22 protein-coding genes are annotated in these 22,275 nt (G+C 70.9%); 14 read left to right on the top strand and 8 right to left on the bottom strand.

The genetic code is table 11. The features are described 5' to 3' along the window. Window positions 1-251: 251 nt before the first annotated feature. Complete coding sequence (gcl, locus tag AB0D53_RS29495) at window positions 252-2,027, top strand: glyoxylate carboligase (RefSeq protein ID WP_362452042.1); 1,776 nt, start codon at window positions 252-254, stop codon at window positions 2,025-2,027. A 78-nt stretch (window positions 2,028-2,105) separates the two neighbouring features. On the opposite strand, the gene AB0D53_RS29490 is transcribed toward gcl, so the two are convergent. After that, complete coding sequence (locus AB0D53_RS29490; RefSeq protein ID WP_362452040.1) at window positions 2,106-2,759, bottom strand: hypothetical protein; 654 nt, start codon at window positions 2,757-2,759, stop codon at window positions 2,106-2,108. Between AB0D53_RS29490 and AB0D53_RS29485 the strand changes: the two genes are divergently transcribed. Next, on the top strand, window positions 2,718-3,470 hold the full coding sequence (locus AB0D53_RS29485) for a tetratricopeptide repeat protein (RefSeq protein ID WP_362452038.1): 753 nt from the start codon (window positions 2,718-2,720) through the stop codon (window positions 3,468-3,470). The two genes, AB0D53_RS29490 and AB0D53_RS29485, sit on opposite strands and share 42 nt — an antisense overlap. 256 nt (window positions 3,471-3,726) lie before the next feature. Here AB0D53_RS29485 and AB0D53_RS29480 read toward each other — a convergent pair whose 3' ends face one another. The 3 genes from AB0D53_RS29480 to AB0D53_RS29470 all read right to left on the bottom strand — a co-directional run bounded on the left by AB0D53_RS29480 (window position 3,727) and on the right by AB0D53_RS29470 (window position 7,178). After that, window positions 3,727-5,184, bottom strand: coding sequence for a catalase (locus tag AB0D53_RS29480; RefSeq protein WP_362452036.1), 1,458 nt, complete (start codon window positions 5,182-5,184; stop codon window positions 3,727-3,729). A gap of 207 nt (window positions 5,185-5,391) precedes the next feature. Continuing rightward, complete coding sequence (locus AB0D53_RS29475; RefSeq protein WP_362452034.1) at window positions 5,392-6,291, bottom strand: 2-hydroxy-3-oxopropionate reductase; 900 nt, start codon at window positions 6,289-6,291, stop codon at window positions 5,392-5,394. 47 nt (window positions 6,292-6,338) lie between these two features. Continuing rightward, complete coding sequence (locus AB0D53_RS29470) at window positions 6,339-7,178, bottom strand: TIM barrel protein (RefSeq protein ID WP_362452032.1); 840 nt, start codon at window positions 7,176-7,178, stop codon at window positions 6,339-6,341. Between the two features lie 223 nt (window positions 7,179-7,401). Here AB0D53_RS29470 and AB0D53_RS29465 point away from each other — a divergent pair, with 223 nt between their 5' ends. The 9 genes from AB0D53_RS29465 to AB0D53_RS29425 all read left to right on the top strand — a co-directional run bounded on the left by AB0D53_RS29465 (window position 7,402) and on the right by AB0D53_RS29425 (window position 15,942). Then, on the top strand, window positions 7,402-8,640 hold the full coding sequence (locus AB0D53_RS29465; protein WP_362452030.1) for a lactonase family protein: 1,239 nt from the start codon (window positions 7,402-7,404) through the stop codon (window positions 8,638-8,640). Window positions 8,641-8,697: 57 nt separating this feature from the next. Then, window positions 8,698-8,949: a hypothetical protein gene (locus AB0D53_RS29460; protein ID WP_072486184.1), complete on the top strand. Its 252-nt coding sequence runs from the start codon at window positions 8,698-8,700 to the stop codon at window positions 8,947-8,949. Then, a complete protein-coding gene (locus tag AB0D53_RS29455; RefSeq protein WP_124721336.1) occupies window positions 8,946-9,323 on the top strand; it encodes a helix-turn-helix domain-containing protein in 378 nt (125 codons plus the stop codon). The genes AB0D53_RS29460 and AB0D53_RS29455 overlap by 4 nt, the downstream gene beginning before the upstream one ends. Before the next feature lie 191 nt (window positions 9,324-9,514). Beyond that, the gene (gene uraD, locus AB0D53_RS29450; protein ID WP_362452028.1) at window positions 9,515-10,024 is read left to right on the top strand and encodes a 2-oxo-4-hydroxy-4-carboxy-5-ureidoimidazoline decarboxylase; all 510 of its coding nucleotides are present in this window, start codon (window positions 9,515-9,517) and stop codon (window positions 10,022-10,024) included. A 5-nt stretch (window positions 10,025-10,029) separates the two neighbouring features. Then, window positions 10,030-10,422, top strand: a complete 393-nt coding sequence (uraH, locus tag AB0D53_RS29445) for a hydroxyisourate hydrolase (RefSeq protein WP_329819811.1) — start codon at window positions 10,030-10,032, stop codon at window positions 10,420-10,422. Window positions 10,423-10,427: 5 nt separating this feature from the next. Further along, window positions 10,428-11,360, top strand: a complete 933-nt coding sequence (gene pucL / locus AB0D53_RS29440) for a factor-independent urate hydroxylase (protein WP_362452025.1) — start codon at window positions 10,428-10,430, stop codon at window positions 11,358-11,360. 67 nt (window positions 11,361-11,427) lie between these two features. Further along, window positions 11,428-12,825, top strand: coding sequence for a nucleobase:cation symporter-2 family protein (locus AB0D53_RS29435; protein WP_362452023.1), 1,398 nt, complete (start codon window positions 11,428-11,430; stop codon window positions 12,823-12,825). A gap of 45 nt (window positions 12,826-12,870) precedes the next feature. Continuing rightward, on the top strand, window positions 12,871-14,262 hold the full coding sequence (locus AB0D53_RS29430; RefSeq protein WP_362452021.1) for an 8-oxoguanine deaminase: 1,392 nt from the start codon (window positions 12,871-12,873) through the stop codon (window positions 14,260-14,262). Between the two features lie 237 nt (window positions 14,263-14,499). Then, window positions 14,500-15,942: a nucleobase:cation symporter-2 family protein gene (locus tag AB0D53_RS29425; protein WP_362452019.1), complete on the top strand. Its 1,443-nt coding sequence runs from the start codon at window positions 14,500-14,502 to the stop codon at window positions 15,940-15,942. 103 nt (window positions 15,943-16,045) lie between these two features. Here the strand turns inward: AB0D53_RS29425 and AB0D53_RS29420 are convergent, their stop codons facing one another. Both AB0D53_RS29420 and AB0D53_RS29415 read right to left on the bottom strand, forming a co-directional pair. After that, complete coding sequence (locus AB0D53_RS29420) at window positions 16,046-16,924, bottom strand: chitosanase (RefSeq protein WP_362452018.1); 879 nt, start codon at window positions 16,922-16,924, stop codon at window positions 16,046-16,048. A gap of 210 nt (window positions 16,925-17,134) precedes the next feature. Further along, on the bottom strand, window positions 17,135-17,443 hold the full coding sequence (locus AB0D53_RS29415) for an SH3 domain-containing protein (RefSeq protein WP_362452016.1): 309 nt from the start codon (window positions 17,441-17,443) through the stop codon (window positions 17,135-17,137). Window positions 17,444-17,702: 259 nt separating this feature from the next. On the opposite strand from AB0D53_RS29415, the gene AB0D53_RS29410 reads away from it, so the two are divergent. Both AB0D53_RS29410 and AB0D53_RS29405 read left to right on the top strand, forming a co-directional pair. Further along, entirely contained in the window at window positions 17,703-18,386 is a 684-nt protein-coding gene (locus tag AB0D53_RS29410; protein WP_362452014.1) for an alpha/beta hydrolase, read from the top strand. Between the two features lie 85 nt (window positions 18,387-18,471). Next, window positions 18,472-19,005, top strand: coding sequence for a hypothetical protein (locus AB0D53_RS29405; protein ID WP_362452012.1), 534 nt, complete (start codon window positions 18,472-18,474; stop codon window positions 19,003-19,005). A gap of 258 nt (window positions 19,006-19,263) precedes the next feature. Here AB0D53_RS29405 and AB0D53_RS29400 read toward each other — a convergent pair whose 3' ends face one another. Further along, a complete protein-coding gene (locus AB0D53_RS29400) occupies window positions 19,264-19,869 on the bottom strand; it encodes a TIGR03086 family metal-binding protein (protein WP_362452010.1) in 606 nt (201 codons plus the stop codon). Window positions 19,870-19,970: 101 nt separating this feature from the next. Then, window positions 19,971-21,032, bottom strand: a complete 1,062-nt coding sequence (locus AB0D53_RS29395) for an amidohydrolase family protein (protein WP_362452007.1) — start codon at window positions 21,030-21,032, stop codon at window positions 19,971-19,973. A 135-nt stretch (window positions 21,033-21,167) separates the two neighbouring features. Between AB0D53_RS29395 and AB0D53_RS29390 the strand changes: the two genes are divergently transcribed. Continuing rightward, a complete protein-coding gene (locus AB0D53_RS29390) occupies window positions 21,168-22,160 on the top strand; it encodes a fibronectin type III domain-containing protein (RefSeq protein ID WP_362452005.1) in 993 nt (330 codons plus the stop codon). The last annotated feature ends 115 nt before the right edge of the window (window positions 22,161-22,275 follow it).

The raw sequence follows: 22,275 nt of genomic DNA, 5'->3' as shown, positions 1-22,275 counted from the left end.
CTCCGCTCCGAACCCCCATCGTCCACCAGGCGGGAGGTCCCGGGGGAGGAGTTGGCGTACTTCGTGGACCGGCGCGCGCACCAGGGCCTGACCGGCGGCCGAGTGCGCCGTCTCTTGACGGTCGCCGGGGCTCGCCTTAGATTGACTTCCGTATAACAGAATCAAGTTTCCGTAATGCGGAATTGGTGCTCTCAGGTGGCGCGACAGAGCCCGAATCCACCAGGTCCGAGCAGGAGCACTCAATGCCTCGAATGACCGCTGCCCGAGCGGCAGTTGAGATCCTCAAGCGCGAAGGCGTCAGCAACGCGTTCGGTGTGCCGGGCGCGGCGATCAACCCCTTCTACGCGGCCCTCAAGGCCTCCGGCGGGGTTCATCACACGCTCGCCCGCCACGTCGAAGGCGCCTCCCACATGGCGGAGGGATACACCCGGGCGCGCCCGGGGAACATCGGCGTCTGCATCGGTACGTCGGGACCGGCCGGCACCGACATGATCACCGGCCTGTACTCCGCCATCGCCGACTCCATCCCGATCCTCTGCATCACCGGCCAGGCCCCGACCGCCGTGCTCCACAAGGAGGACTTCCAGGCGGTCGACATCGCCTCGATCGCGGCGCCCGTCACCAAGGCCGCGACGACCGTCCTCGAAGCCGCGCAGGTCCCCGGCGTCTTCCAGCGGGCCTTCCATCTGATGCGCACCGGCCGCCCCGGTCCGGTCCTCATCGACCTGCCCATCGACGTCCAGCTCACCGAGATCGAGTTCGACCCCGACCTGTACGAGCCGCTGCCGGTGCACAAGCCCGCCGCGACCCGCAAGCAGATCGAGCGGGCCCTGGAGATGCTGAACGCCTCCGAGCGTCCGCTGCTCGTCGCGGGCGGCGGCATCATCAACGCCGACGCCTGCGAACTCCTCGTCGAGTTCGCCGAACTGACCGGCGTCCCGGTCGTCCCGACCCTGATGGGCTGGGGCGTCATCGCCGACGACCACGAGCTGAACGCGGGCATGGTCGGCCTGCAGACCTCGCACCGCTACGGCAACGCGAACTTCCTGGAGTCCGACTTCGTCCTCGGCATCGGCAACCGCTGGGCCAACCGCCACACCGGCAAGCTGGACGTCTACACACAGGGCCGCACCTTCGTCCACGTGGACATCGAGCCCACCCAGATCGGCAAGATCTTCGCCCCCGACCTCGGCATCGCCTCCGACGCCAAGGCGGCGCTGGAGCTGTTCGTCGAGGTGGCGCGCGAGCTGAAGGCGGCCGGCCGGCTCAAGGACCGCTCCGAGTGGGCCGCGTCCACGCAGGAGCGCAGGGCGACCCTCCAGCGGCGCACCCACTTCGACAACGTGCCGCTGAAGCCGCAGCGGGTGTACGAGGAGATGAACCGGGCGTTCGGCCCCGAGACCCGGTACGTCACCACGATCGGCCTCTCCCAGATCGCCGGCGCGCAGATGCTGCACGTCTACCGGCCGCGCCACTGGATCAACTGCGGCCAGGCGGGTCCGCTCGGCTGGACCATCCCGGCCGCGCTGGGCGTCGCCACGGCCGACCCGGACGGCTCCGTCGTCGCGCTCTCCGGCGACTACGACTTCCAGTTCATGCTGGAGGAGCTGGCCGTCGGGGCGCAGCACCGCATCCCGTACGTCCACGTCCTGGTGAACAACTCCTACCTGGGGCTGATCCGCCAGGCGCAGCGCAACTTCGACATCGACTTCCAGGTCAACCTGGAGTTCGAGAACCTCAACTCGCCGGAGATCGGCGTCTACGGCGTCGACCACGTCAAGGTCGTCGAGGGCCTGGGCTGCAAGGCGATCCGGGTCACCGAGCCGGACCAGCTGCTGCCGGCCTTCGAGGAGGCGAAGAAGCTGGCCGCGGAGTTCCGGGTGCCGGTGGTGGTCGAGGCGATCCTGGAGCGCGTCACGAACATCGCGATGAGCGGTACGGACATCGCTTCCGTCAACGAGTTCGAGGACATCGCGACGGAGCCGTCCCACGCGCCGACCGCGATCCGCCCGCTCGCGGCATCCTGACGGCCCGCCGGCCGGTCCGTGTTCCCCGCCCCGGGCTCCCGGGGCGGGGAACACGCGAACACGGTGTCCCCGGAGCGGTCAGAGCACCCGCGCGAGCGGTGCCACCGTCTCCCAGTGCTTGAGGTACTCCGGCGCGGCATGGGGATCGGCGTTGGCGTTCTTCACCAGATGTGTGCGCTCCAGCACTTCATCCGTTTTCGGGAACAGCTTCCTGAGCCGGAGGGTGGAGACGATGTAGTCGTCGCGGTCGGCGACATTCACCCAGCGCCCGAGCCCGTCCGGGGTGCGCAGCGGCTGGGGACGCAGCCGTGCCCGGATGATCGAGCGCAGGCCCAGCGGCGAACCGAAGGTGACGAGCAGCGGCAGCGGCCGGCCGAGCCGGTGCAGGGCCTCGTAGGCGACGACCGTGCCGAGCGAGTGGGCCATCACCGCCCTGGTGTCCGCCGTCACCCGGGACAGGACCGACTCGATCGCCCCTTCGCGCACCGACTCGTCGTCGAGGTAGGCGGCCACCTGACCCAGATGGAAGACGCCGGTGCTGCTGAGCGCGGCGAGACCGGTGACTTCCGCACGGCGGTCGAGCTGCACCGCGCGGTGCTCGCCGGTCAGACGCGGGTCCTGGGCCCGGACGACCGGCGCACCCTGGCCACCCGGCACCACATCGCGTACTGGACCGGCCGGGGCGGCGACATGACAGGCGGACTGCGGCTGCACGAGGAGTTGCTGGAGCATCAGCGACGGATCCTCGGCGCGACGGACCAGGACGTTCTGGAGAGCCGTCACTACGTCGCGTACTGGCACGGCGTCCTCGGGCGGCCCCTCCAGGCGCTCGCCCTCCATGACGAGCTGCTGCGCGACCGGCTGGCCGTCTTCGGCGCGGAGCACCCGCAGGTCGTCTTCAGCCGGATGAACATCTGCAGGTTCCTGGCAGAGGCGGGACGGCGCCAGGAGTCGCTCGACGCGTACCGGGCCCTGCTTCCGGACGTCGCGCGCATCCGTGGCGAGGACCACCCCAACACACTGCTGGTGCGGCTGAACATCGCCCGCTACACATGGGAACTGGGCGATCCGGAAGCCTCGTTGGCCCTGCACGAGGTGCTGATCGAGGACCAGCGGCGCGTCAACGGCGCGGATCATCCGACCGTGCTGATCTCCCGGTACAACATGGCCATGCTGAAGGCCGAGCTGGGCGACCCCGGCACCGCTCTGACGGAGCTGGACGACCTCCACCGGGACCGGCTCGCGCGCTACCGCAATCCCCTGCACGCCGAGGTGATCACGACCTCGTACGGACGGGCCCTGGTCACGGCACAGCTGGGGGACGTGGCCGCCGCCGTCGAGGCGATGCGTGCGGTTCGGGCTGACCGTGCGAGCGTCCTGGGCGAGGAGCACCCGAGCACCCTCGCGGCGCAGGCGGCGCTGAACGAGCTGCTGGCCGGGTGACGGGCCCGGAACGCCGGGAAGGGCGTGGAGCACGGGACCGTATCCGTGCTCCACGCCCTGGTCGGAGGGGATGACAGGGGCCGCGGCGGCGGCGATCGGGCCGGGAGAGCTCGTCCTCTTCAGGTCAGAGGACGAGGAGGCACACCCGGCCCTCACCACCGCACTGGCGTCGCACGACCGCCGCGGCCTCGTCCTGCCCGCGCCACGCGACACCCCTCATCCGGGTGCGCGGCGCGAGCAGGGCTCGGAGGGAGGCTCAGTCCTCGCGCAGGGCGCGGACCGCCTCCTCCACGCGCTTGCCGTAGTCGGCGTCGGCGGCGTGGAAGTGTGCGAGGTTCTTCTCGATCACGTCGTCACGGGTCACCTGGGAAAGGCCCCCGGCGATGTTGGCGACCAGACGCCCCTTCTCCTCCGCGGACATGAGCCGGTACAGCTCGCCCGCCTGGAAGAAGTCGTCGTCCTTGGTGTGGGCGGGCGCGGCGTGGGTGCCGGTCCAGCCGTGGATCGCGAGCGGGGCGGAGAGCGCCGCGTCGGTCTGGGCGGGGCCCGCGTACGAGTTGGGCTCGTAGTTCTTGTCGTGGCGCGAGCCGTTGCGGGTGGCGTGCAGCCCGTCGCGGCCGTAGTTGTCGACGACCGCGGCGCGCGGTGCGTTCACCGGGAGCTGGGTGTGGTTGACGCCCAGCCGGTAGCGGTGCGCGTCCGCGTAGGCGAACAGCCGGCCCTGGAGCATCTTGTCCGGCGAAGGGCCGATGCCGGGCACGAAGTTGTTCGGGGAGAACGCGGCCTGCTCGACCTCGGCGAAGACATTGTCCGGGTTGCGGTCCAGGACCAGCCGGCCCACCCGCTGGAGCGGGTAGTCGCTGTGCGGCCACACCTTGGTCAGGTCGAAGGGGTTGAAGCGGTAGCCCGCGGCCTCGGCGGCCGGCATGACCTGCACGTACAGGGTCCAGGACGGGTTCACCCCGCGCTCGATGGCCTGGAGCAGGTCCGTCTGGTGCGAGTTGCCGTCCTTGCCCGCGAGTTCCGCGGCCTGCTCGCTGGAGAGGGAGCGCACACCCTGGTTCGTCTTGAAGTGGTACTTGACGAAGAAGGCCTCGCCCTCGGCGTTCGTCCACTGGTAGGTGTGCGAGCCGTAGCCGTTCATGTGACGGTACGAGGCGGGGATGCCGCGGTCACCCATCAGCCAGGTGACCTGGTGGGTGGCCTCGGGCGCGTGGGCCCAGAAGTCCCAGACGTTGTCCGGCTCCTGACGGCCCGTGAAGGGGTCGCGCTTCTGCGAGTGGATGAAGTCGGGGAACTTGATCGGGTCCTTGATGAAGAACACCGGGGTGTTGTTGCCGACCAGGTCGTAATTGCCCTCGTCCGTATAGAACTTGAGGGCGAAGCCGCGGGGGTCGCGCACCGCGTCCGCGCCGCCCAGCGAGTCGGCGACGGTCGAGAAGCGGATGAACGTCTCGGTGCGCTTGCCGACCTCGGAGAGGAAACCGGCCCGGGTGAAGGCGGTGATGTCGTCGGTGACTTCGAAGTAGCCGTACGCGCCGGAGCCGCGGGCGTGGACCACGCGCTCCGGAATGCGCTCCCGGTTGAAGCGGGCCAGCTTCTCCAGCAGGTGCTGGTCCTGGAGGAGGATCGGGCCACCGACGCCGGCGGTGGCGGAGTTCTGGTTGTCGGCGACCGGGGCGCCTGACTCGGTCGTAAGCACACGCTGCGTCATGGTGTCGGGGCGACCTTCCGTACGGGAGCTGCTGAGCTGCTGGACTGCGACGGCTCGGGGCTCCAGGAGCGTAAGTACGCCCCGAACCCGGCGTCAACAGTTTGTTGAATTTGATGAGTGGTGTTCCGGACGGCGCCGACGCCTGGGCGCGACAGGACAGGTGTCAGCGCCGACGCCGTCCGGAAGTCTCTGGGGTTGCCGGGCCGGTCAGGCCTGGACGGGCTGCCCCGACAGGCGCTCGACCGAGCGCAGCAGTGCCGAGTGGTCCAGGCCGCCGTCGCCCTGCGCGCGCAGCGAGGCGACGAGCTGGGCGACCACGGCACCGACGGGCAGTGCGGCACCGACGTTGCGGGCGGCGTCCGTGACGATGCCCATGTCCTTGTGGTGCAGGTCGATCCGGAAGCCCGGGGCGAAGTCCCGCTTGAGGAAGTTGTCCTTCTTGCGGGTCAGGACGGTCGAGCCGGCCAGTCCGCCGTTGAGGACGTCCAGTGCGGCGGAGAGGTCCACGCCGGACTTCTCCAGGAAGACGACGGCCTCGGCGCACGCCTGGATGTTGACCGCGACGATCAGCTGGTTGGCGGCCTTCACCGTCTGGCCGGAGCCGTGCGGGCCGCACAGCACGATGGTCCTGCCGAGGGCCTGGAGGATCGGCTGGGCCGCGTCGAAGTCGGCCTGCTCGCCGCCGACCATGATCGACAGCACCGCCTCGACGGCACCGGCCTCACCGCCGGAGACCGGGGCGTCGAGCACCCGGATGCCCTTGTCCTTCGCGTTCTTCGCGAGGTCCACGGAGGTCTGCGGGGTGATCGACGACATGTCGATCAGCAGCGCGCCGGGCTTCGTGTTCTCCAGGATGCCGTCGGGGCCGTAGGCGATGGCCTCGACCTGCGGGGAGGCGGGCACCATCGTGATGACGACATCGGCGTCCCGGACCGCCTCGGCGATCGAGGCCGCGCCGGTGCCGCCGGCCGCGACCAGCCGGTCGATCTTGGCCTGCTCCAGGGTGTGACCGGTGACGTCGTACCCGGCCTTGATCAGGTTCTCGGACATGGGGGAGCCCATGATGCCGAGTCCGATCCACGCAACCTTGGGGAGGTTGTTGCTCATGAGGGTGCCTTCCGATAAGCGTGTGTACGAGGGGGAGTCCGCCGCCCTCAGCGGGCGGCCCGCGCGGTGGCCGGGAGCCACTCGAAGGCCTCGGCGCTCGGCCGGTCGCCCGGCTTGTACTCCAGGCCGACCCAGCCGTCGTAACCGGCCTTCGTCAGCTCGTCGAGGAGCTGCTCCAGCGGGAGCGAGCCGGTGCCGGGGGCGCCGCGCCCCGGGTTGTCGGCGATCTGGACGTGGCCGGTCTTCTCGGCGTACGCCGTGATGACCTGGCCGAGGTCCTCGCCGTTCATCGACAGGTGGTACAGGTCCAGCAGGAACTTCGCGTTCCCGAGTCCGGTCGCCGCGTTGACCTTGTCGACGATCTCGACCCCGGCCGGGGCGCTCACCAGGGGGTAGCGCGGCGATTCCGGCTTGTTGAGGGTCTCGATCAGGAGCACCGCCCCGATCCGGTCGGCCGCGCGGGCGGCGAGCACCAGATTCTCCAGGGCGAGTCCGTCCTGCACGGCCGGGTCCACGCCGTCGACGCGGTTGCCGTAGAGCGCGTTGAGCGCCTTGCAGCCGACCGAGGCGGCGAAGTCGGCCGCCACGTCGATATTGGCGCGGAAGCGGTCCGACTCCGTGCCCGGCACGGAGAGCGCGCCGCGGTCGGGGCCGGGCAGCTGTCCGGCGTAGAAGTTCAGTCCCACCAACTGCGTGCCCGCGTCGTCGAGCGCCTTCTTGAGGGCGTCGAGCTCGGCCTGCGGCGGAGTGGGGGTCTCGATCCAGGGCCACCACAGCTCGACCGCCGTGAAGCCGGCCGCGGCCGCTGCCGCGGGACGCTCCAGGAGCGGGAGTTCCGTGAAGAGGATCGAAAGGTTCACATCGAAGCGCTGGTCCGGGTAGCCCATGAGGGTTCGGCGCTCCTTCCGTATTGCGGAAGTTAGTTTCTACGTAACGGAAGATTGCCCGGAGCTGCGGAAGCTGTCAAGGGGGTGCCCGGAATTCGGTCCCGGGCCTTTCGCGCGGGTTGCGCAAGGTGGGCCCGTAAATGGTCCGGTTGCGGACGGGGTCCGGGGCGCGCCAGGGTTGCCGGTGCGTCCGATGCCGCCGACCCCGTACGAGGTGCCCCGCATGAACCACGCCACCAGCCGGCGGACCGTCCTCGGAGCGCTGCTCGCCGGCGCCGCCCTCTCGGCGGCCCCCGCGGCGCCCGGCTCCCCGCGGCCCGCGCCGGACCGGTCGCCCGCGGTCGGTCCGCGCCCGCGCACCACCCCGCGGCTGCTGATCGGTACGTACACCTCGGCCGAGGGCGGTGGCACGGGAATCGGCACGGCGGCCTACGACCCGGTCACCGGGGCGATGGCCGACGGCCCCGTGATCACCGGCGTGGCCAACCCCTCGTACCTGGCCGCGCACCCCTCCGGCGCCACCGTCTACGCGGTCGACGAACAGGACCCGGGCGGTGTCACGGCGGTGGCCCTGACCCCGGACGGCGGCCACCGTGTACTCGGAACGCGCGGCACGGGCGGCGCCGGGCCCACCCACCTGTCCGTGCACCCCACGGGCCGGTGGCTGCTCACCGCGAACTACACCTCGGGCAGCGTCGCGGTGCACCCCATCGGGGGCGACGGATCGCTGGGGGAGCGCACCGACCTGGTCGCCCACACCACCCCGCCGCCCGGACCCGGCCAGGACGGACCCCACGCCCACCAGATCGTCACCACCCCCGACGGCGGCCACGTCCTCGCCGTGGACCTCGGCAACGACACCGTGTACACCTACCGGCTCGACGAGGAGCGCGGCACGCTCGGCCCGGTCTCCTACGCGGCGCTGCGCCCCGGGGCCGGCCCCCGCCACATCACCTTTCACCCCGGCGGCCGCTTCGCCTACCTGGCCTGCGAGGTCGACAACACCGCGGTCGTCTGCGGCTACGACCCGGCCACCGGCACGCTCTCCCCGGGTGCCCCGCAGTCCACCGGCACCGGCGGCGGAACCAGCTATCCCGCGCAGTTCCTGGTCACCGCCGACGGCCGCTTCGCCTACCTCGCCAACCGGGGGCACAACAGCCTGACGCGTTACGCCGTCGAGGACGACGGGGCGGCGCTGCGGCTGCTCGACACCGTGCCCGTCGGCGGCGACTTCCCCCGGCAGATCGCCTTCTCGCCCGACGGGAAACTGCTCTTCGCGGCCAACCAGCGGTCGAGCACGGTGACCGCCTTCCGGGTCGACGCCCGCGACGGCGGACTGACCCGCACCGGTCAGGCCTTCTCCGCCCCGGTCGCCGTCTGCGTACTGCCGTACCCGGGAGCGCGCCCGGCCGGGCACCGAGGGCCGATCCGGCGCCCGACGGCCCCGGCGCACGTCCGTTAGGGTCAGGCGCGAGCCGCGGGTTTCACGGCCGCGTGGCGAACGCATGAGGGAGGCACAGTGCGCTTGAGAGTGGAGTTCACCACCGAGCCCTTCGATCTCGACGAGGCGCCCGCCCACGCGGTCGTGGCCCGCGAGGTCATCCAGTCGGCCGACCTGGACGCGGTGGACGTCGGCCCCTTCGGCAACACGGCGGAGGGCGGCGCGGACGAGGTGCTGACCGCGGTGGACTCATTGCTCCGCCGGGCCCTGGCATCGGGTGCCACCCGGGTGTCCCTCCAGGTCAATGTGATCGGGGAGGACTCCAAGTGACCGAACCGGCGGACCACCCGCTCGTCACCGCGGTCAAGCCGCTCGTCGATGCCATGGGCGCCGAGCTGCTCGGGCCCGAGCAGGCCCAGCCCGACGACGTCGTGCTGGCCTGGGAGGGCGAGGACGTCATAGCCGTACGGCTGCCCCAGCTCTCGGAGTCGCTCGATCACATCCTGGCCGCCATGGAACGCCGGCACGGGATGCCGCTCGCCGAGCTGGACCGCAGGACCAAGCAGTCGGTGGTGCGGACCCTGGAGGCACGTGGTGCCTTCTCGGTGCGGCACGGAGTGGAGACGGTGGCGGGTGCGCTGGGGGTCAGCCGCTTCACCGTCTACAACTACCTGAACAGGGAAAATGCCGCCAAAGGCGAGTAGTTGAGGCCGTAGCCGAGCGAACGCGGTGGAAGACCGTGCGGGGCCGTCGTCCGGGGAACCGGGCGACGGCTTTTTACATTCGCGTAATTTCAACAAAGTGTTGACGTGGTGTTGTGGAGGGCGTTAGCTATCCGCAGCCCGACCGACGCGAAGCGAAGAACGCACAGCGAAACACAGCCACGGAGGCTCCCGTGACTTCGAGCTCCACGCCGGGCCTCGCCCGGTTCAACACCCTGGCGGACGACGAGGCCACCACCGCGTTGCACGAGGTGTGTGCCAGTGCGGCATGGGGAAGAGCGATCCTCTCCCGACGCCCGTACGCCACCGCGCAAGCCCTCCTTCTCGCCAGTGACGCCGCCACGGCCGCACTGACACCGGAGGATCTGGCCGACGCGATGGCCGGTCACCCGCCGATCGGCCGCCCGAAGCCCGGAGACCCGACCTCCTCCCGCGAACAGCGGGGGATGGCGGGCGCCACCGAGGAACTCAAGGCCGAGATGCTCGAACTGAACCTGGCCTACCAGGAGCGGTTCGGACATGTCTTCCTGATCTGCGCCACCGGAGCCACCGGTGAGCAGATGCGCGACGCGGTGAAGTCCCGGATCGGGAACTCGCCCGAGCAGGAGCGCGGGATCGTGCGCACCGAACTGGGCAAGATCAACCGTATCCGGCTGACCCGTCTCGTGACCGAAGGAGAGTGACGGTCTTGAGCACCGACACCACCGCATCGGTGTCCACCCACATCCTGGACACCAGCATCGGCCGCCCCGCCGCGGCCGTCGCCATCACGCTCGCCGCCCGCAGCGGCGCCGGCGCGCCCTGGGCGACGCTCGGCGGATCCGCCACCGACGCGGACGGGCGATGCAAGGACCTGCCGGCTCTGCCGGAGGGCACCACCCATGTACGTCTCGACTTCGAGACCGAGGCGTACTTCGCAGCCAAGAAGCAAGCCGAGGCGCAGCAGGACGCCCCCCGCGTAAGGGACAGCGGTGCGTTCTTCCCGGAAGTGGCGATCACCTTCGCCGTCGTACCGGGCGAGCACTATCACGTACCGCTGCTGCTCAACCCGTTCGGCTACTCCGTATACCGAGGGAGCTAGCAGACATGCCCACGATTCTCGGCCAGAACCAGTACGGCAAAGCAGAGAACCGCGTCGTAAAGATCACGAGGGACGGCGACACCCACCACATCAAGGACCTGAACGTCTCCGTCGCCCTCTCCGGCGAGCTGGACGACGTCCACTACAACGGCTCGAACGCCAACTGCCTCCCGACGGACACCACGAAGAACACCTGCTTCGCGTTCGCCAAGGAACACGGCATCGAGTCGGCCGAGCAGTACGGCATCCACCTCGCCCGGCACTTCGTGGACAGCCAGCCCTCGATCCACCGCGCGCGCATCCGCATCGAGGAGTACTCCTGGGAGCGGATCTCCGGCTCCGACGGCAACTCCAAGTTCATCGGCGCCGACGAGGTCAAGCACTCCTTCGTCCGCAAGGGGCAGGAGACCCGCCTCGCGCAGATCACCTACGACGGCGAGAAGTTCGAGGTCCTGTCCGGGCTCAAGGACCTGACCGTGATGAACTCCACGAACTCCGAGTTCTGGGGCTACATCAAGGACAAGTACACGACGCTCCAGGAGGACTACGACCGGATCCTGGCCACGTCCCTGTCGACGTGGTGGCGGCACAACTGGACCAGTGACGAGCAGCGCATGCCGCAGTGGGAGAAGTCCTACGAGCAGGCCAAGAAGCACATCCTGCACGCCTTCGTGGAGACGTACTCGCTCTCGCTCCAGCAGACGCTGTACCAGATGGGTTCGCGGGTCATCAACAACCGCAGCGAGATCGACGAGATCCGCTTCTCCGCCCCCAACAAGCACCACTTCCGGCAGGACCTCTCCGCCTTCGGCCTGGAGAACGAAGCCAAGGACGGCGCCGTGTACTACGCCGCCGACCGCCCCTACGGCCTGATCGAGGCCACCATCCTGCGCGACGGCTGCGAGCCGCACATCCCGGTCGACATGACCAACCTCTGACGCGGGGCGCGCATCCCCGCCGCCCGCAGTCGGCGGGGATGCGCCACACCGGAGGGAACAACCAGCCATGGCAACGCCTGCACGAGGGCCGGCAGAAGGCCCGTGTTCCACCGCACCGGAAGGACCCGAGGTCCACCCGGTCGACCAGAAGCTCCACCCCTCGCGGCTCGTCCCCGCCGCGCTCCAGCACATCGCCGCCATGTACGCGGGAGTGGTCACGCCCCCGCTCATCATCGGCCAGGCCGTCCGCCTCGACACCGCGGGACAGACCCGGCTCATCGCCGCGAGTCTGCTCATCGCCGGTGTGGCCACCCTCCTGCAGACCCTCGGGGTCAAGGGCTTCGTCGGCAACCGGCTGCCCTTCGTCAACGCCGCCTCCTCGGCCGGAATCGCGCCGATGCTCGCCATCGCCGAGACCAACGCCACGGGTGACCAGCTCCCCGCCATCTACGGCGCGGTGATGGTCGCGGGTGTCTTCTGTCTCGCCATCGGGCCGTTCTTCGGCAGGCTCCTGCGCTTCTTCCCGCCGCTCGTCACCGGCGTCGTCATCACCCTCATCGGGGTGACGCTGATGCCGGTACCGGTCGCCTGGGCACAGGGCGGCGACAGGACCGCCGCCGACTTCGGGGACATGAAGTACCTGGCGCTCGCCGCCTTCACGCTCGTCGTCATCCTGCTGATCCAGCGCTTCGGCCGCGGCTTCGTCAAGCAAGTAGCCCTGCTTCTGGGCCTGTTGATCGGAACCCTGGCGGCGATCCCCTTCGGCATGGCGGACTTCGGCACGCTCGGCTCGGCCCCGGTCGCCGCGTTGCCGACGCCCTTCGCGTTCGGCGCACCCGCATTCCAGCCCGCCGCGATCATCTCGCTCTGCCTGGTGACGCTCGTCCTGATGACGGAGTCCAGCGCCGGAATGCTCGCCATCGGCGAGATCTGCGGGCGCGAGACCGACGGCAGGACCATCACCCGGGGCCTGCGCACCGACGGCATCGCCACCCTCCTCGGGCCCGTCTTCGGCGGCTTCCCCACCTCCGCCTTCGCCCAGAACGTCGGCGTCGTCTCACTGACCAAGGTCCGCAGCCGCTACGTCGTCGCGGCGGCGGGAGGCGCACTCCTGGTCCTCGGCGTCTTCCCGGTGCTCGGCGCGGTGGTCTCCACGGTGCCGATGCCGGTCCTCGGCGGTGCGGGCATCGTCCTCTTCGGCTCCATCGCGGTCAGCGGCATCCGTACGCTCTCGGAGGCCGGCCTAGACGACAGCTCCAACATCATCCTGGTCGCCGTCTCGCTCGGCGCGGGCATCATCCCGCTCGCCGCGCCCACCTTCTACGCCGACTTCCCGGCCTGGGCGCAGACCGTGCTCGGCTCCGGCATCAGCGCGGGCGCCCTGGTCGCCGTGTCGCTGAACCTGTTCTTCCACCATCTCGGCACCCGTGGCGGCACCTCCGCCGCGGCACTCAAATCCTCCTAGGGTCCTGCCGTGCCCGTATCGCCACTCCCTCCGGAAGGAAGCACCATGGCACCTTCGGCAGACCCCGTATCCCGCATCGTCATCGAGAACGTGGCCATCGCCACGGTCGACGCCCACGACACCGAGTACGCCTCCGGCCATCTCGTCGTCGCGGGCAACAGGATCGAATCCATCGGCGCCGGCCGGGCCCCCGAGGGCCTGGAGAACGTCGTACGCCGCATCGACGGCACCGGGCATCTGGTCACCCCCGGCCTGGTCAACACGCACCACCACTTCTACCAGTGGATCACCCGCGGCCTGGCCACCGACCACAACCTGTTCGACTGGCTGGTCGCCCTCTACCCGACGTGGGCCCGCATCGACGAGCCGATGGTCCGCGCCGCCGCCCAGGGCTCGCTCGCCATGATGGCCCGCGGCGGCGTCACCACCGCCATGGACCACCACTACGTCTACCCGCAGGGCTCCGGAGATCTGTCCGGCGCCATCATCGGGGCCGCCCGCGACATGGGCGTACGGTTCACCCTCGCCCGTGGGTCCATGGACCGCAGCGTCAAGGACGGCGGGCTGCCGCCGGACTTCGCCGTGGAGACCCTCGACGGCGCGCTCGCCGGCACCGAGGCGACCATCGACGCACACCACGACGCGTCGTTCGACTCGATGACCCAGGTCGCGGCCGCGCCCTGCTCCCCGTTCTCCATCTCCACCGAACTGCTGCGACAGGGCGCCGAGCTGGCCCGCCGCAAGGGAGTGCGCATGCACACCCACGGCTCGGAGACCGTGGAGGAGGAGAAGTTCTGCCACGAGCTGTTCGGGATGGGGCCGACCGACTACTTCGAGTCCACCGGCTGGCTCGGCGAGGACGTGTGGATGGCGCACTGCGTCCACATGAACGACTCCGACATCGCCGCCTTCGCCCGCACCGGAACCGGCGTCGCGCACTGCCCCTCGTCCAACGCCCGGCTCGCCGCGGGCATCGCCCGGGTCCCCGACATGCTCGCGGCCGGCGTCCCGGTCGGCCTCGGTGTCGACGGCACCGCCTCCAACGAGTCCGGCGAACTCCACACCGAGCTGCGCAACGCCCTCCTCATCAATCGCCTCGGTGCCCATCGCGAGAAGGCCCTGAACGCACGTCAGGCCCTGCGCCTGGGAACGTACGGCGGCGCCCAGGTGCTCGGCCGCGCCGACCAGATCGGCTCCCTGGAACGCGGCAAGCTCGCCGACCTGGTGCTCTGGAAGCTCGACACCCTCGCCCACGCCTCCATCGCCGACCCGGTGACCGCCCTCGTCTTCGGCGCGGCGGCCCCCGTCACCCTCTCCCTCGTCAACGGCAAGCCGGTCGTCGAGGACAACCACCTGATCACCGCGGACGAGGACGCCATCGCCCGCGCCACCCGCGACGAGGCCCGCCGCCTCGCGCAGATCGCCGCCGGAGCCTGACGCTCCCCGGAACCGGCCGGCCGAGGGGGACGGCCCTCGGCCGGTCGCCGTGGACCCGAGCGGGGTCCGCGGCAACCGGTGCGGGGGGCGCGTGCCTGGACGCACGCGCCCCCCGCACCGGTGACCGAAGCTGCCGCACCAGCTGCTCGACCTGCCCCACCTGCACCAACGCACCACTTGCACCACCTCCCTGACACCCACGTCACCGCAGACGTGTACCCGACCGGAGGAACCGCCGTGGCAGCTACGCCCAGGTTTCGCGACGACGCAGACGCAGCATCCGATTCCGGATCACTTCCCGACCCGGCCCCGGCCGGCCGGAAGCATCCGGTCGACGAGACGCTCCCCCCACTGAAGATGTTCACCAGCGGCCTCCAGCACGTGGCCGCGATGTACGCGGGCGTGGTGGCCCCGCCGATGATCGTGGGGCCCGCCGTGGGCCTCACCGCCAAGGAGACCGCCTTCCTGATGGGGGCGAGCCTGTTCACCGCGGGCATCGCCACCCTGCTCCAGACCCTCGGCTTCTGGCGCATCGGCGCCCGGCTGCCGTTCGTCAACGGCGTCTCGTTCGCCGGGGTCACCCCGATGGTGGCGATCGGCAAGGACCGCGGGCACGACGGCATCGCCGTCATCTTCGGCGCGATCATCGTCGCCAGCCTGCTCGGCTTCCTGCTGGCCCCGTACTTCTGCAAACTGGTCCGCTTCTTCCCGCCGGTGGTCACCGGCACCGTGATCACCCTGATCGGTGTCTCGCTGCTTCCGGTCGCCTTCAACTGGTCCCAGGGCGGCAACGCCAAGGCCGCCGACTACGGTTCCACGACCAACATCACCATGGCCGCCGTCACCCTGGTGATCGTCCTCGCACTGCGCAAACTGCTGCGCGGCTTCCTCCAGCAGATCGCGATCCTGCTCGGTCTGATCGTCGGCACACTGATCGCGATACCGGTCGGCATCACCGACTTCGGAGCCATCAAGGACGCCGACCTGATCGGCTTCCCGACGCCCTTCCACTTCGGGGCGCCGCAGTTCGAGATCGCCGCGATCGTCTCGATGAGCATCGTGATGCTGGTCTGCATGACCGAGTCCACCGCGGACATGCTGGCGCTCGGCCGGATCGTCGGCCGGCCGGCGGACGAGCGGACCATCGAGGGCGGCCTGCGCGCCGACACCCTGGGCAGTGCCATCAGCCCGCTCTTCAACGGCTTCATGTGCAGTGCCTTCGCCCAGAACATCGGCCTGGTCGCGATGACGAAGGTCCGCAGCCGCTTCGTGGTGGCCGCGGGCGGCGGCATCCTGATCGTGCTCGGGCTGGTCCCGGTCGCCGCGTCCGTCATCGCGATCGTCCCGCTGCCGGTACTCGGCGGCGCGGGCATCGTGCTCTTCGGCTCGGTCGCCGCGAGCGGCATCCAGACCCTGGCGACCGCCGCGCTGGAGAAGGGCGAGAACGCGCTGATCGTGGCCGCGGCCGTGGGCGTCGGCCTGATCCCGATCGCCGCGCCGGAGTTCTACCACGCGTTCCCGAAGGACCTGCTGGTGGTGCTCGACTCCGGTATCTCGACCGGCTGCGTGGTGGCGATCGTGCTCAACCTGGCCTTCAACCACCTGGGGAGGAAGCCGGATCCGGAACCGTCGGAGCGGGAGCAGAGCCCGGCGGTCGCGGACCCGGTGGCCGCGCACTGACCCGATCCGGTCCGGAGCGGCACAGGGCCGCAACGGAGCTGTGGCGCGTACGGCGACCCTCGCGGGTGCTGCCGTACGCGCCACGGCCGTGCCATCGGGTGCGTCAGCCGATGTGGTAGCTGTCGCCGTACACCTTCCAGTCGAGCGGCGGGTCCAGGTTCAGGTTGCCCTTCTTCAGGAAGACCCGCTGGGCGGTGTCCACCCGGCTGGTGTCCTCGTGGGCCTCCTCCTGCTTCATCGCCCAGACGCGGGCGTCCAGGAAGGCGTTGAGGTACGTGACCTCGTTGCCGCCCTGGGACGGCGGCTTCGCCTTGCTCAGGGCCCGCTTGCGGATGGCGCTGAAGCCGGTGCTGTCGCCGCCGTCGCCGTGCATGACGATGGCGTCGTAGTACGCGAACTGGCCCAGCGTGCCGATGCCGTCGGCCTTGCCCTGCTTGACGGCCGGGTTGAAGTACACCCGGTCCCGCTCGTCGTTCTGCGCCTGCTGGAACGCCGAGTCGGACGCGGCCTTCACCCAGTCCTTGGTGAAGTTCGGGTCGAGACCGCTGTGCGAAGGGGTGCCGTTGACCTTCCGCAGCGCGGGGAGGTACTTCGCGAGGACGTTGCCGGGCTTGCGCTCGGTGTACAGCTCGACGAGGTCGAGCATGTCGCCGGTGCCGGAACAGAACCCGATGATGCCCGCGGTGTAGCCGCGGTCGTCGTCGATGTCCTCGATGTACTTGTACTGGGACTTCCAGTCGAGGGAGGAGTTCTCGGCGCTGGAGACCAGTTTCATGGCGATCTCCTTCTTCGCCGGATCGTCCAGCCCGGTCGCGGCGACGGCCTTCGGGGCCGCTGCCGCCGGCTGCTGCGCCGGCTGGTGCGTGGGGCTACCGGCGTAGGCGGCGACGGGAATCGCCGTGAGGGCCAGTCCGACCGCGATGACCGTGATGCGCACGGGGCGGGTACTGCGACGTGCGGCGCGCTTATGGGGAGCGTGCACCAGTCCTCCAAGGGGAGTTCTTCGTTCCATCGGTCTGTTAGGAAGCTTTCCTATCAGAGTGGGAGGGGGCCGTACACCCCTCCGGCACGGGGGAGTTGAGAAGTTCTCCCGGAACGCGGCGGCCCCGCACCGCGCCGAAAGCGCGATGCGGGGCCGGTACGGGACGGGTGCGGGTCCGCGACGAGAGGCGGGGAACGGGCCGGGCCGGCCTCAGCAGTTGAGGTAGGCCACGTGGATCCAGACGCCGGTGGGGCCGCCCCACAGGTCGCCCATGACCCAGTTGCCCTGCTGGCCGCGGGCGTCGAGGTTCTGACCGCGGTTCACCTGACCCAGGACCGGGTATTCGGTGCCCGGTCCGCCGCGGAAGTTCACCCCGTTGTCGTTGACGGTGCAGACCGCCGCGGGCGCCTTCGCGGCCTGTGCGGCGACGGGGCTCTGCGCGGCCTGGGCGGCGGGGCTCACGGCCAGTCCGAGACCGGCGGTCAGCACCATCGCGGCCAGCATCATCTTCTTCATCATGCGCGTTTCTCCTCCGTGATCCGGCCCACGTCGGCGTGAGCCGTCCGCCAGCCCCAACGGGGTCGCCGACGAGCGGGTCACGGGTCCGGGCCGGTCTTCGAGCAGCAGTGAAGGCGCAGGCCGTATGACGTGTGCACCGGCGTGCGCGGCAGCGGGGCGGACGCTTCCCGCGCCCGCCGGTCACGGGTTTGACCGGCCCGGAAGCGGTTGGCACCGGCGGGTGCGCGCCGGGCGCCCATGCGCCTGTAGCGTCATGGGCATGGAAGATCAGTCAGTAGTGGATGTCGGTGACGTACGGCTGTCGTACCGGACCTGGGGCGACCCCTTCGGCTCGCCCGTGGTCCTGCTGCACGGCCTCGGCGGCTCCGCCGCGAGCTGGGAGGCGGCCGCCGCCCTGCTCGGTGAGGAGTGGCGGGTGTACGCCCTCGACCTGCGCGGTCACGGCGAGAGCGACTGGCCGGACGAGTACTCCTGCGAGCTGATGCGCGACGACGTACTCGGCTTCCTGGACGAGTGCGAGCTCGACCGGGTCGGTCTGGTCGGCCACTCCATGGGCGGCGTCGTCGCCCATCTGCTCGCCCAGGAACACGCGGACCGGGTCGAGCGGCTGGTGCTGGTGGAGACCCCGCCGCCGTTCCCGAGCGAGGTGAAGCCCGCCGCCGCACCGGAGGGGCCGGTGGATTACGACCCCGCCGTCGTCGCGCCGATCCGGGCCGAGATCGCCGACCCCGACCCCGCGTGGGCGGCCGGGCTCGGTGAGATCGTCGCGCCGACGCTGATCATCTCGGGCGGCCCGGAATCCACCATGCCGCAGGGACGGTTGCAGGACATGGCCTCGCTCGTCCCGGACTGCCGGCTGATCACCATCGGGGGCGGCCACCGGGTGCACGAGATCCACCCCGACCAGGTCGCCCACCAGATCACGGAGTTCTTCACCGGCTGAGGGGCGGCCGAAGCCCGTCCGGGGCCGGCCGGAGCACCGGGAGGCGACCGCGGAGATCCTCACCGCCGCGGCCCGCACCGGCCCGGTGGACGGCCGGCTCGCCGTGGCGGTGCGCGAGCTGACCGGGGACACGGGCCCGCTGTCGGCGGCCGTCGCCGACCGGCTCGCCCCCGGCGATGCGGCGGTGCGGGAGGCCGCACGTCCCGCCGGGCAGCTGGGCCCGGAGACGGCCCGCCCGGTGCCCGCGCCGCGGTCCGCGCTCGGCGGTGCCGAGGGAGGGCGCAACTTCCCGCAGCTGGACGCCGACGTGGAGATCGCCGGGGCCCTGTGCCGGATCACCGGTGACCCGGAGGAAGCGGCGCCGGTGCCGGCCGGAGTGCTCGCGGAGGCGGAGCCGACGTGGACGCGCCGGACGCCGGGCCGTGCCGCGCCGACGGCGGCCCGCATCGGCGGGGCGGCCCGGCCGTCGGTTCCCGCGCCGGAGGGGCTGCTCGACGACCGGGTGCACGTTCCGTCGGTGGTGCTGGCCCTCCGCGCGCGATCGCGCCCGAGTGCCTCGACGGCCCCCGCACGGCCGCGCTGCTCCTGGACGCCGCGGAGCGGGACGACGACGCGGTGACCGCGCTGGAGGTCCTCGTCGCACCCGGTCCCGCCGCCCTCGGCCCGGACCGTCACCGCCGCAGGACGCCCTGGCCGAACAGGACCTGCGGGTGCGGGCCTCGGGCCCGGGGACGGGGACGGCCCCGGGCCGACGAACGGCTGCGGGAGCAGGCCCGCGAGGGCGCCCGAGAACTGACCTGACCTGCGCCTGATCCGGCCCGGCCGCCACCACGCGGAGGCGCGCCGCCGCGCCGCCCTCCCGTGCGCGTGGCCCGGCTCAGTCCCCGGGCTTCCAGTCCGGGCGGCGGCCGCTCATCGCAATGGCCCGGTCGACGAGGGGCGCGTCGTCCGGCACCGGAACCGGCGGGCCGAAGACGGTCTCCGCCCGGGGCTTGCCGTCACCGGGGGTCAGCATGTCCAGCGCGATGCGCAGGCCCGCCTCGTCCGCCTCGTACCTCTGACCGGTCGACCGGGCCAGGTCCCAGCCGTGGATCACCAGCTCGTCCAGCACGACCAGCAGCGCCACCTCACCCGGCAGATCCACGCCGCCCGCCCTGGTCATCCCCTGCCGGGCGGCAGGATCGCGCCAGGCCGCCACCAGCTCTTCCAGCAGCGGCGGCAGCGCTTCGCGCCAGTTGCCGGGAAGGACCGGAAGCTTTGCGTCCGGAGCGGTGTCGGTCGTCGGGCCGAAGTTCTTGCGTGCCGCGTCACGGAATGCCGTGCTCAGCCCGACCACGTGGGCGAGCAGTTCGCGTACCGCATAGTCGGGACAGGGCGTCGGACCGTCCAGCTGCTGCTCGTCGATGCCGTCGAGCAGGCCGGCGATCTGCCGCGCCGCGGGTTCGAGATCGATCGTGGGAGTGGTCTCCGTGTGCGTGTTCATGCAGTGCTGACTCCTTCCGCACCCCGAACTCATCGCTCACCGAACTCATCGTTTCATCGCGCGCCTCGGTCATCGCGCGCCTCGGTCATCGCGCGCTTCGGTCACCGCACGACGCGTCCCCGGAGCATGATCCGGCTCGGGTGATTCAGCACGCCCGGGTCCAGGGCCGGGTCGGTGGCGTACGCGACGACATCGGCGGGTGCTCCGTCCACGAGGCCCGGCAGTCCGAGCCAGGCCCGTGCCGTCCAGGACGCGGCACCGAGTGCGGAGTGGACCGGCAGGCCTGCCCGTAGCAGCCATTCCATCTCGCCCGCGACCGTCCCGCAAGGGAAGGAGTCCGTCCCCGCCAGCACTGTCACCCCCGCCTCGTGGGCCGCGCGCACACTGTCGAGCATGGTGTCCCAGCCGGCCAGCCACAGATCACGGCGCGCGCTCGGCTCCCGTGCCCGCATCGCGTCCTCCTTCGCGCCGAACACGCTCAGCGTCGGCACGAACGCCGTGCCCTGCGCGGCCATCCGGTCCAGCAGGGCCGGGTCGAGGTGCATCCCGTGCTCCAGGCTGTCGGCGCCCGCCAGTACGGCATGGCGGGTGCCCTCGGCGGTCTGGCAGTGCACCGCCACCTTCCCGCCCGCCGCGTGCACCGCCTCCACCACCGAGGTCAACAGCGGCAACGGCACGGCCGGTTCGTCGGCGGCCCAGTCACCGATGACCTTGCACCACCCGGACGATGCGGCCGCCTCCTCCACGGCCGCCCGTACCAACTCGGCCTCGCTCACATCGCGTCCGAAGCCGGGGAAGAACCGTCCGGGCGTGGCCAGCCACCGCCCCGCCGACGTCACATGCGGCAGCTCGGGGTCCTTGGCCACCCACGCGGGCATCCGCTGCGAGGTGCCCGGGGTGCGCACCGCGAGCACCCCGGCGTCCCGGTGCTCGCCCAACTGTCTGCGCAGCAGCTCCTCGTCGAACGGCGAGCCCGGCTCCAGGGCGCCCGGATGCGTATGCACATCGACGAGCCCGGGCAGCAGCCAGCCGCCGTCGACGACCGTCTCCACGTCCCGCCCGGCGAGGCCGCCGGGCGGCGGACCCGAGCGGAGCACGCCTCCGTCGATCCAGAACGTGCGTTCCTCGCGCTCGGGCAGCACCACACCTCGTATGCACAACATCAGCCGACCGTACGGCACATCGGGCACCCGCCGGCGAACGGCCGACACACATCGGCACATTGCGGAAGCTTCCGCTCCACCCCCTTGTCGGATGCCCCCGCACCATGCGATACAGGTCTGGACCATTGCTGCCGGATGGAAGGCACGCCCGTGCAACGCCCCCACGCAACAGCCGCGTTGGCCTGTTCCGCCGCCCTGCTCGCCGCCGTGCTCTGTGCCTGTGATTCCGCCCCCGAGGCCGACACCGACAAGCCGACGGTCCCGGGCCATGTGACGGCGCAGGCGAGCAGCGCCACCTCCGTGCACGTCATGTGGGAGCGGGCCACCGACGACAGGGCGGTCACCGGGTACGAGGTCTACCGCGAGGGAAAGCGGGTCCGGTCGGTCCCGGCGGCCAAGGTGATGATCGACGTCGACGGGCTGACCGCGTCGACCGCCTACACCTTCACCGTCCGCGCCCGCGACGCCGCAGGGAACCTCTCCGCGCCGAGCGCCGCGGTGAGCGTGACCACCCCCGCGCCGACCCCCGCCGACCACGAGGCGCCGACCCGCCCCGTGCGGCTGCGCGGCACGGTGGACGGCAGCCGGGCGGTGAACCTCTCCTGGGGCGGCTCGACGGACGACATCGGCGTCACCTCGTACGACATCTACCAGGAGGACTCCCGGATCCACAGCGTGCCCGGCACGCGGACCACGGCGCATCTGACCGGACTGCGCCCCGGCACCGTCTACACCTTCACCGTTCGCGCCCGCGACGCCTCGGACACCTCCTCGCCGGACAGCAACGCCATCGACCTCACCACCGCCTCCGCCCCGGGCGCACCGGCGGGCACCGCCCCCACAGACCTGCGGATCACCAACCGCGTCCAGGGCAAGGAGTACGCCATCGACCTGGACTGGAAGCAGCCGGAGACGGGCGGCGAGATCCCCGCGTACCAGCTCTTCATCGGCGGCCGGCTGACCACCACGATCGTGTGGGGAGCCACCCCGCCCGCGGGCCGGGCGAGCTACCGCCTCACCGTCGACGACCCGCGCGGCACCCGCTACTCGATGAAGATCCGCGCCAAGCTGCCCGACGGGAAATGGGGCGACTTCTCCGCCCAGCGCACGGTCGTCCTCGGCGGCTGACGGGCCGCCCGGCGAGAGGAAGGGCGGGGGTGGGGCGGTCCGGGGTCGCGCGGACAGACTTTACGCAGGATTGGTCTGTACCTATTGACGAGTTGGTCCAGACCTTTTAGTTTCC

The sequence above is a fragment of the Streptomyces sp. NPDC048295 genome, assembly GCF_040652135.1.
GTDB lineage: Bacteria > Actinomycetota > Actinomycetes > Streptomycetales > Streptomycetaceae > Streptomyces.
Note: the sequence above shows the minus strand (reverse complement) of the source record. Positions and strands in the feature narration are given on the sequence as shown.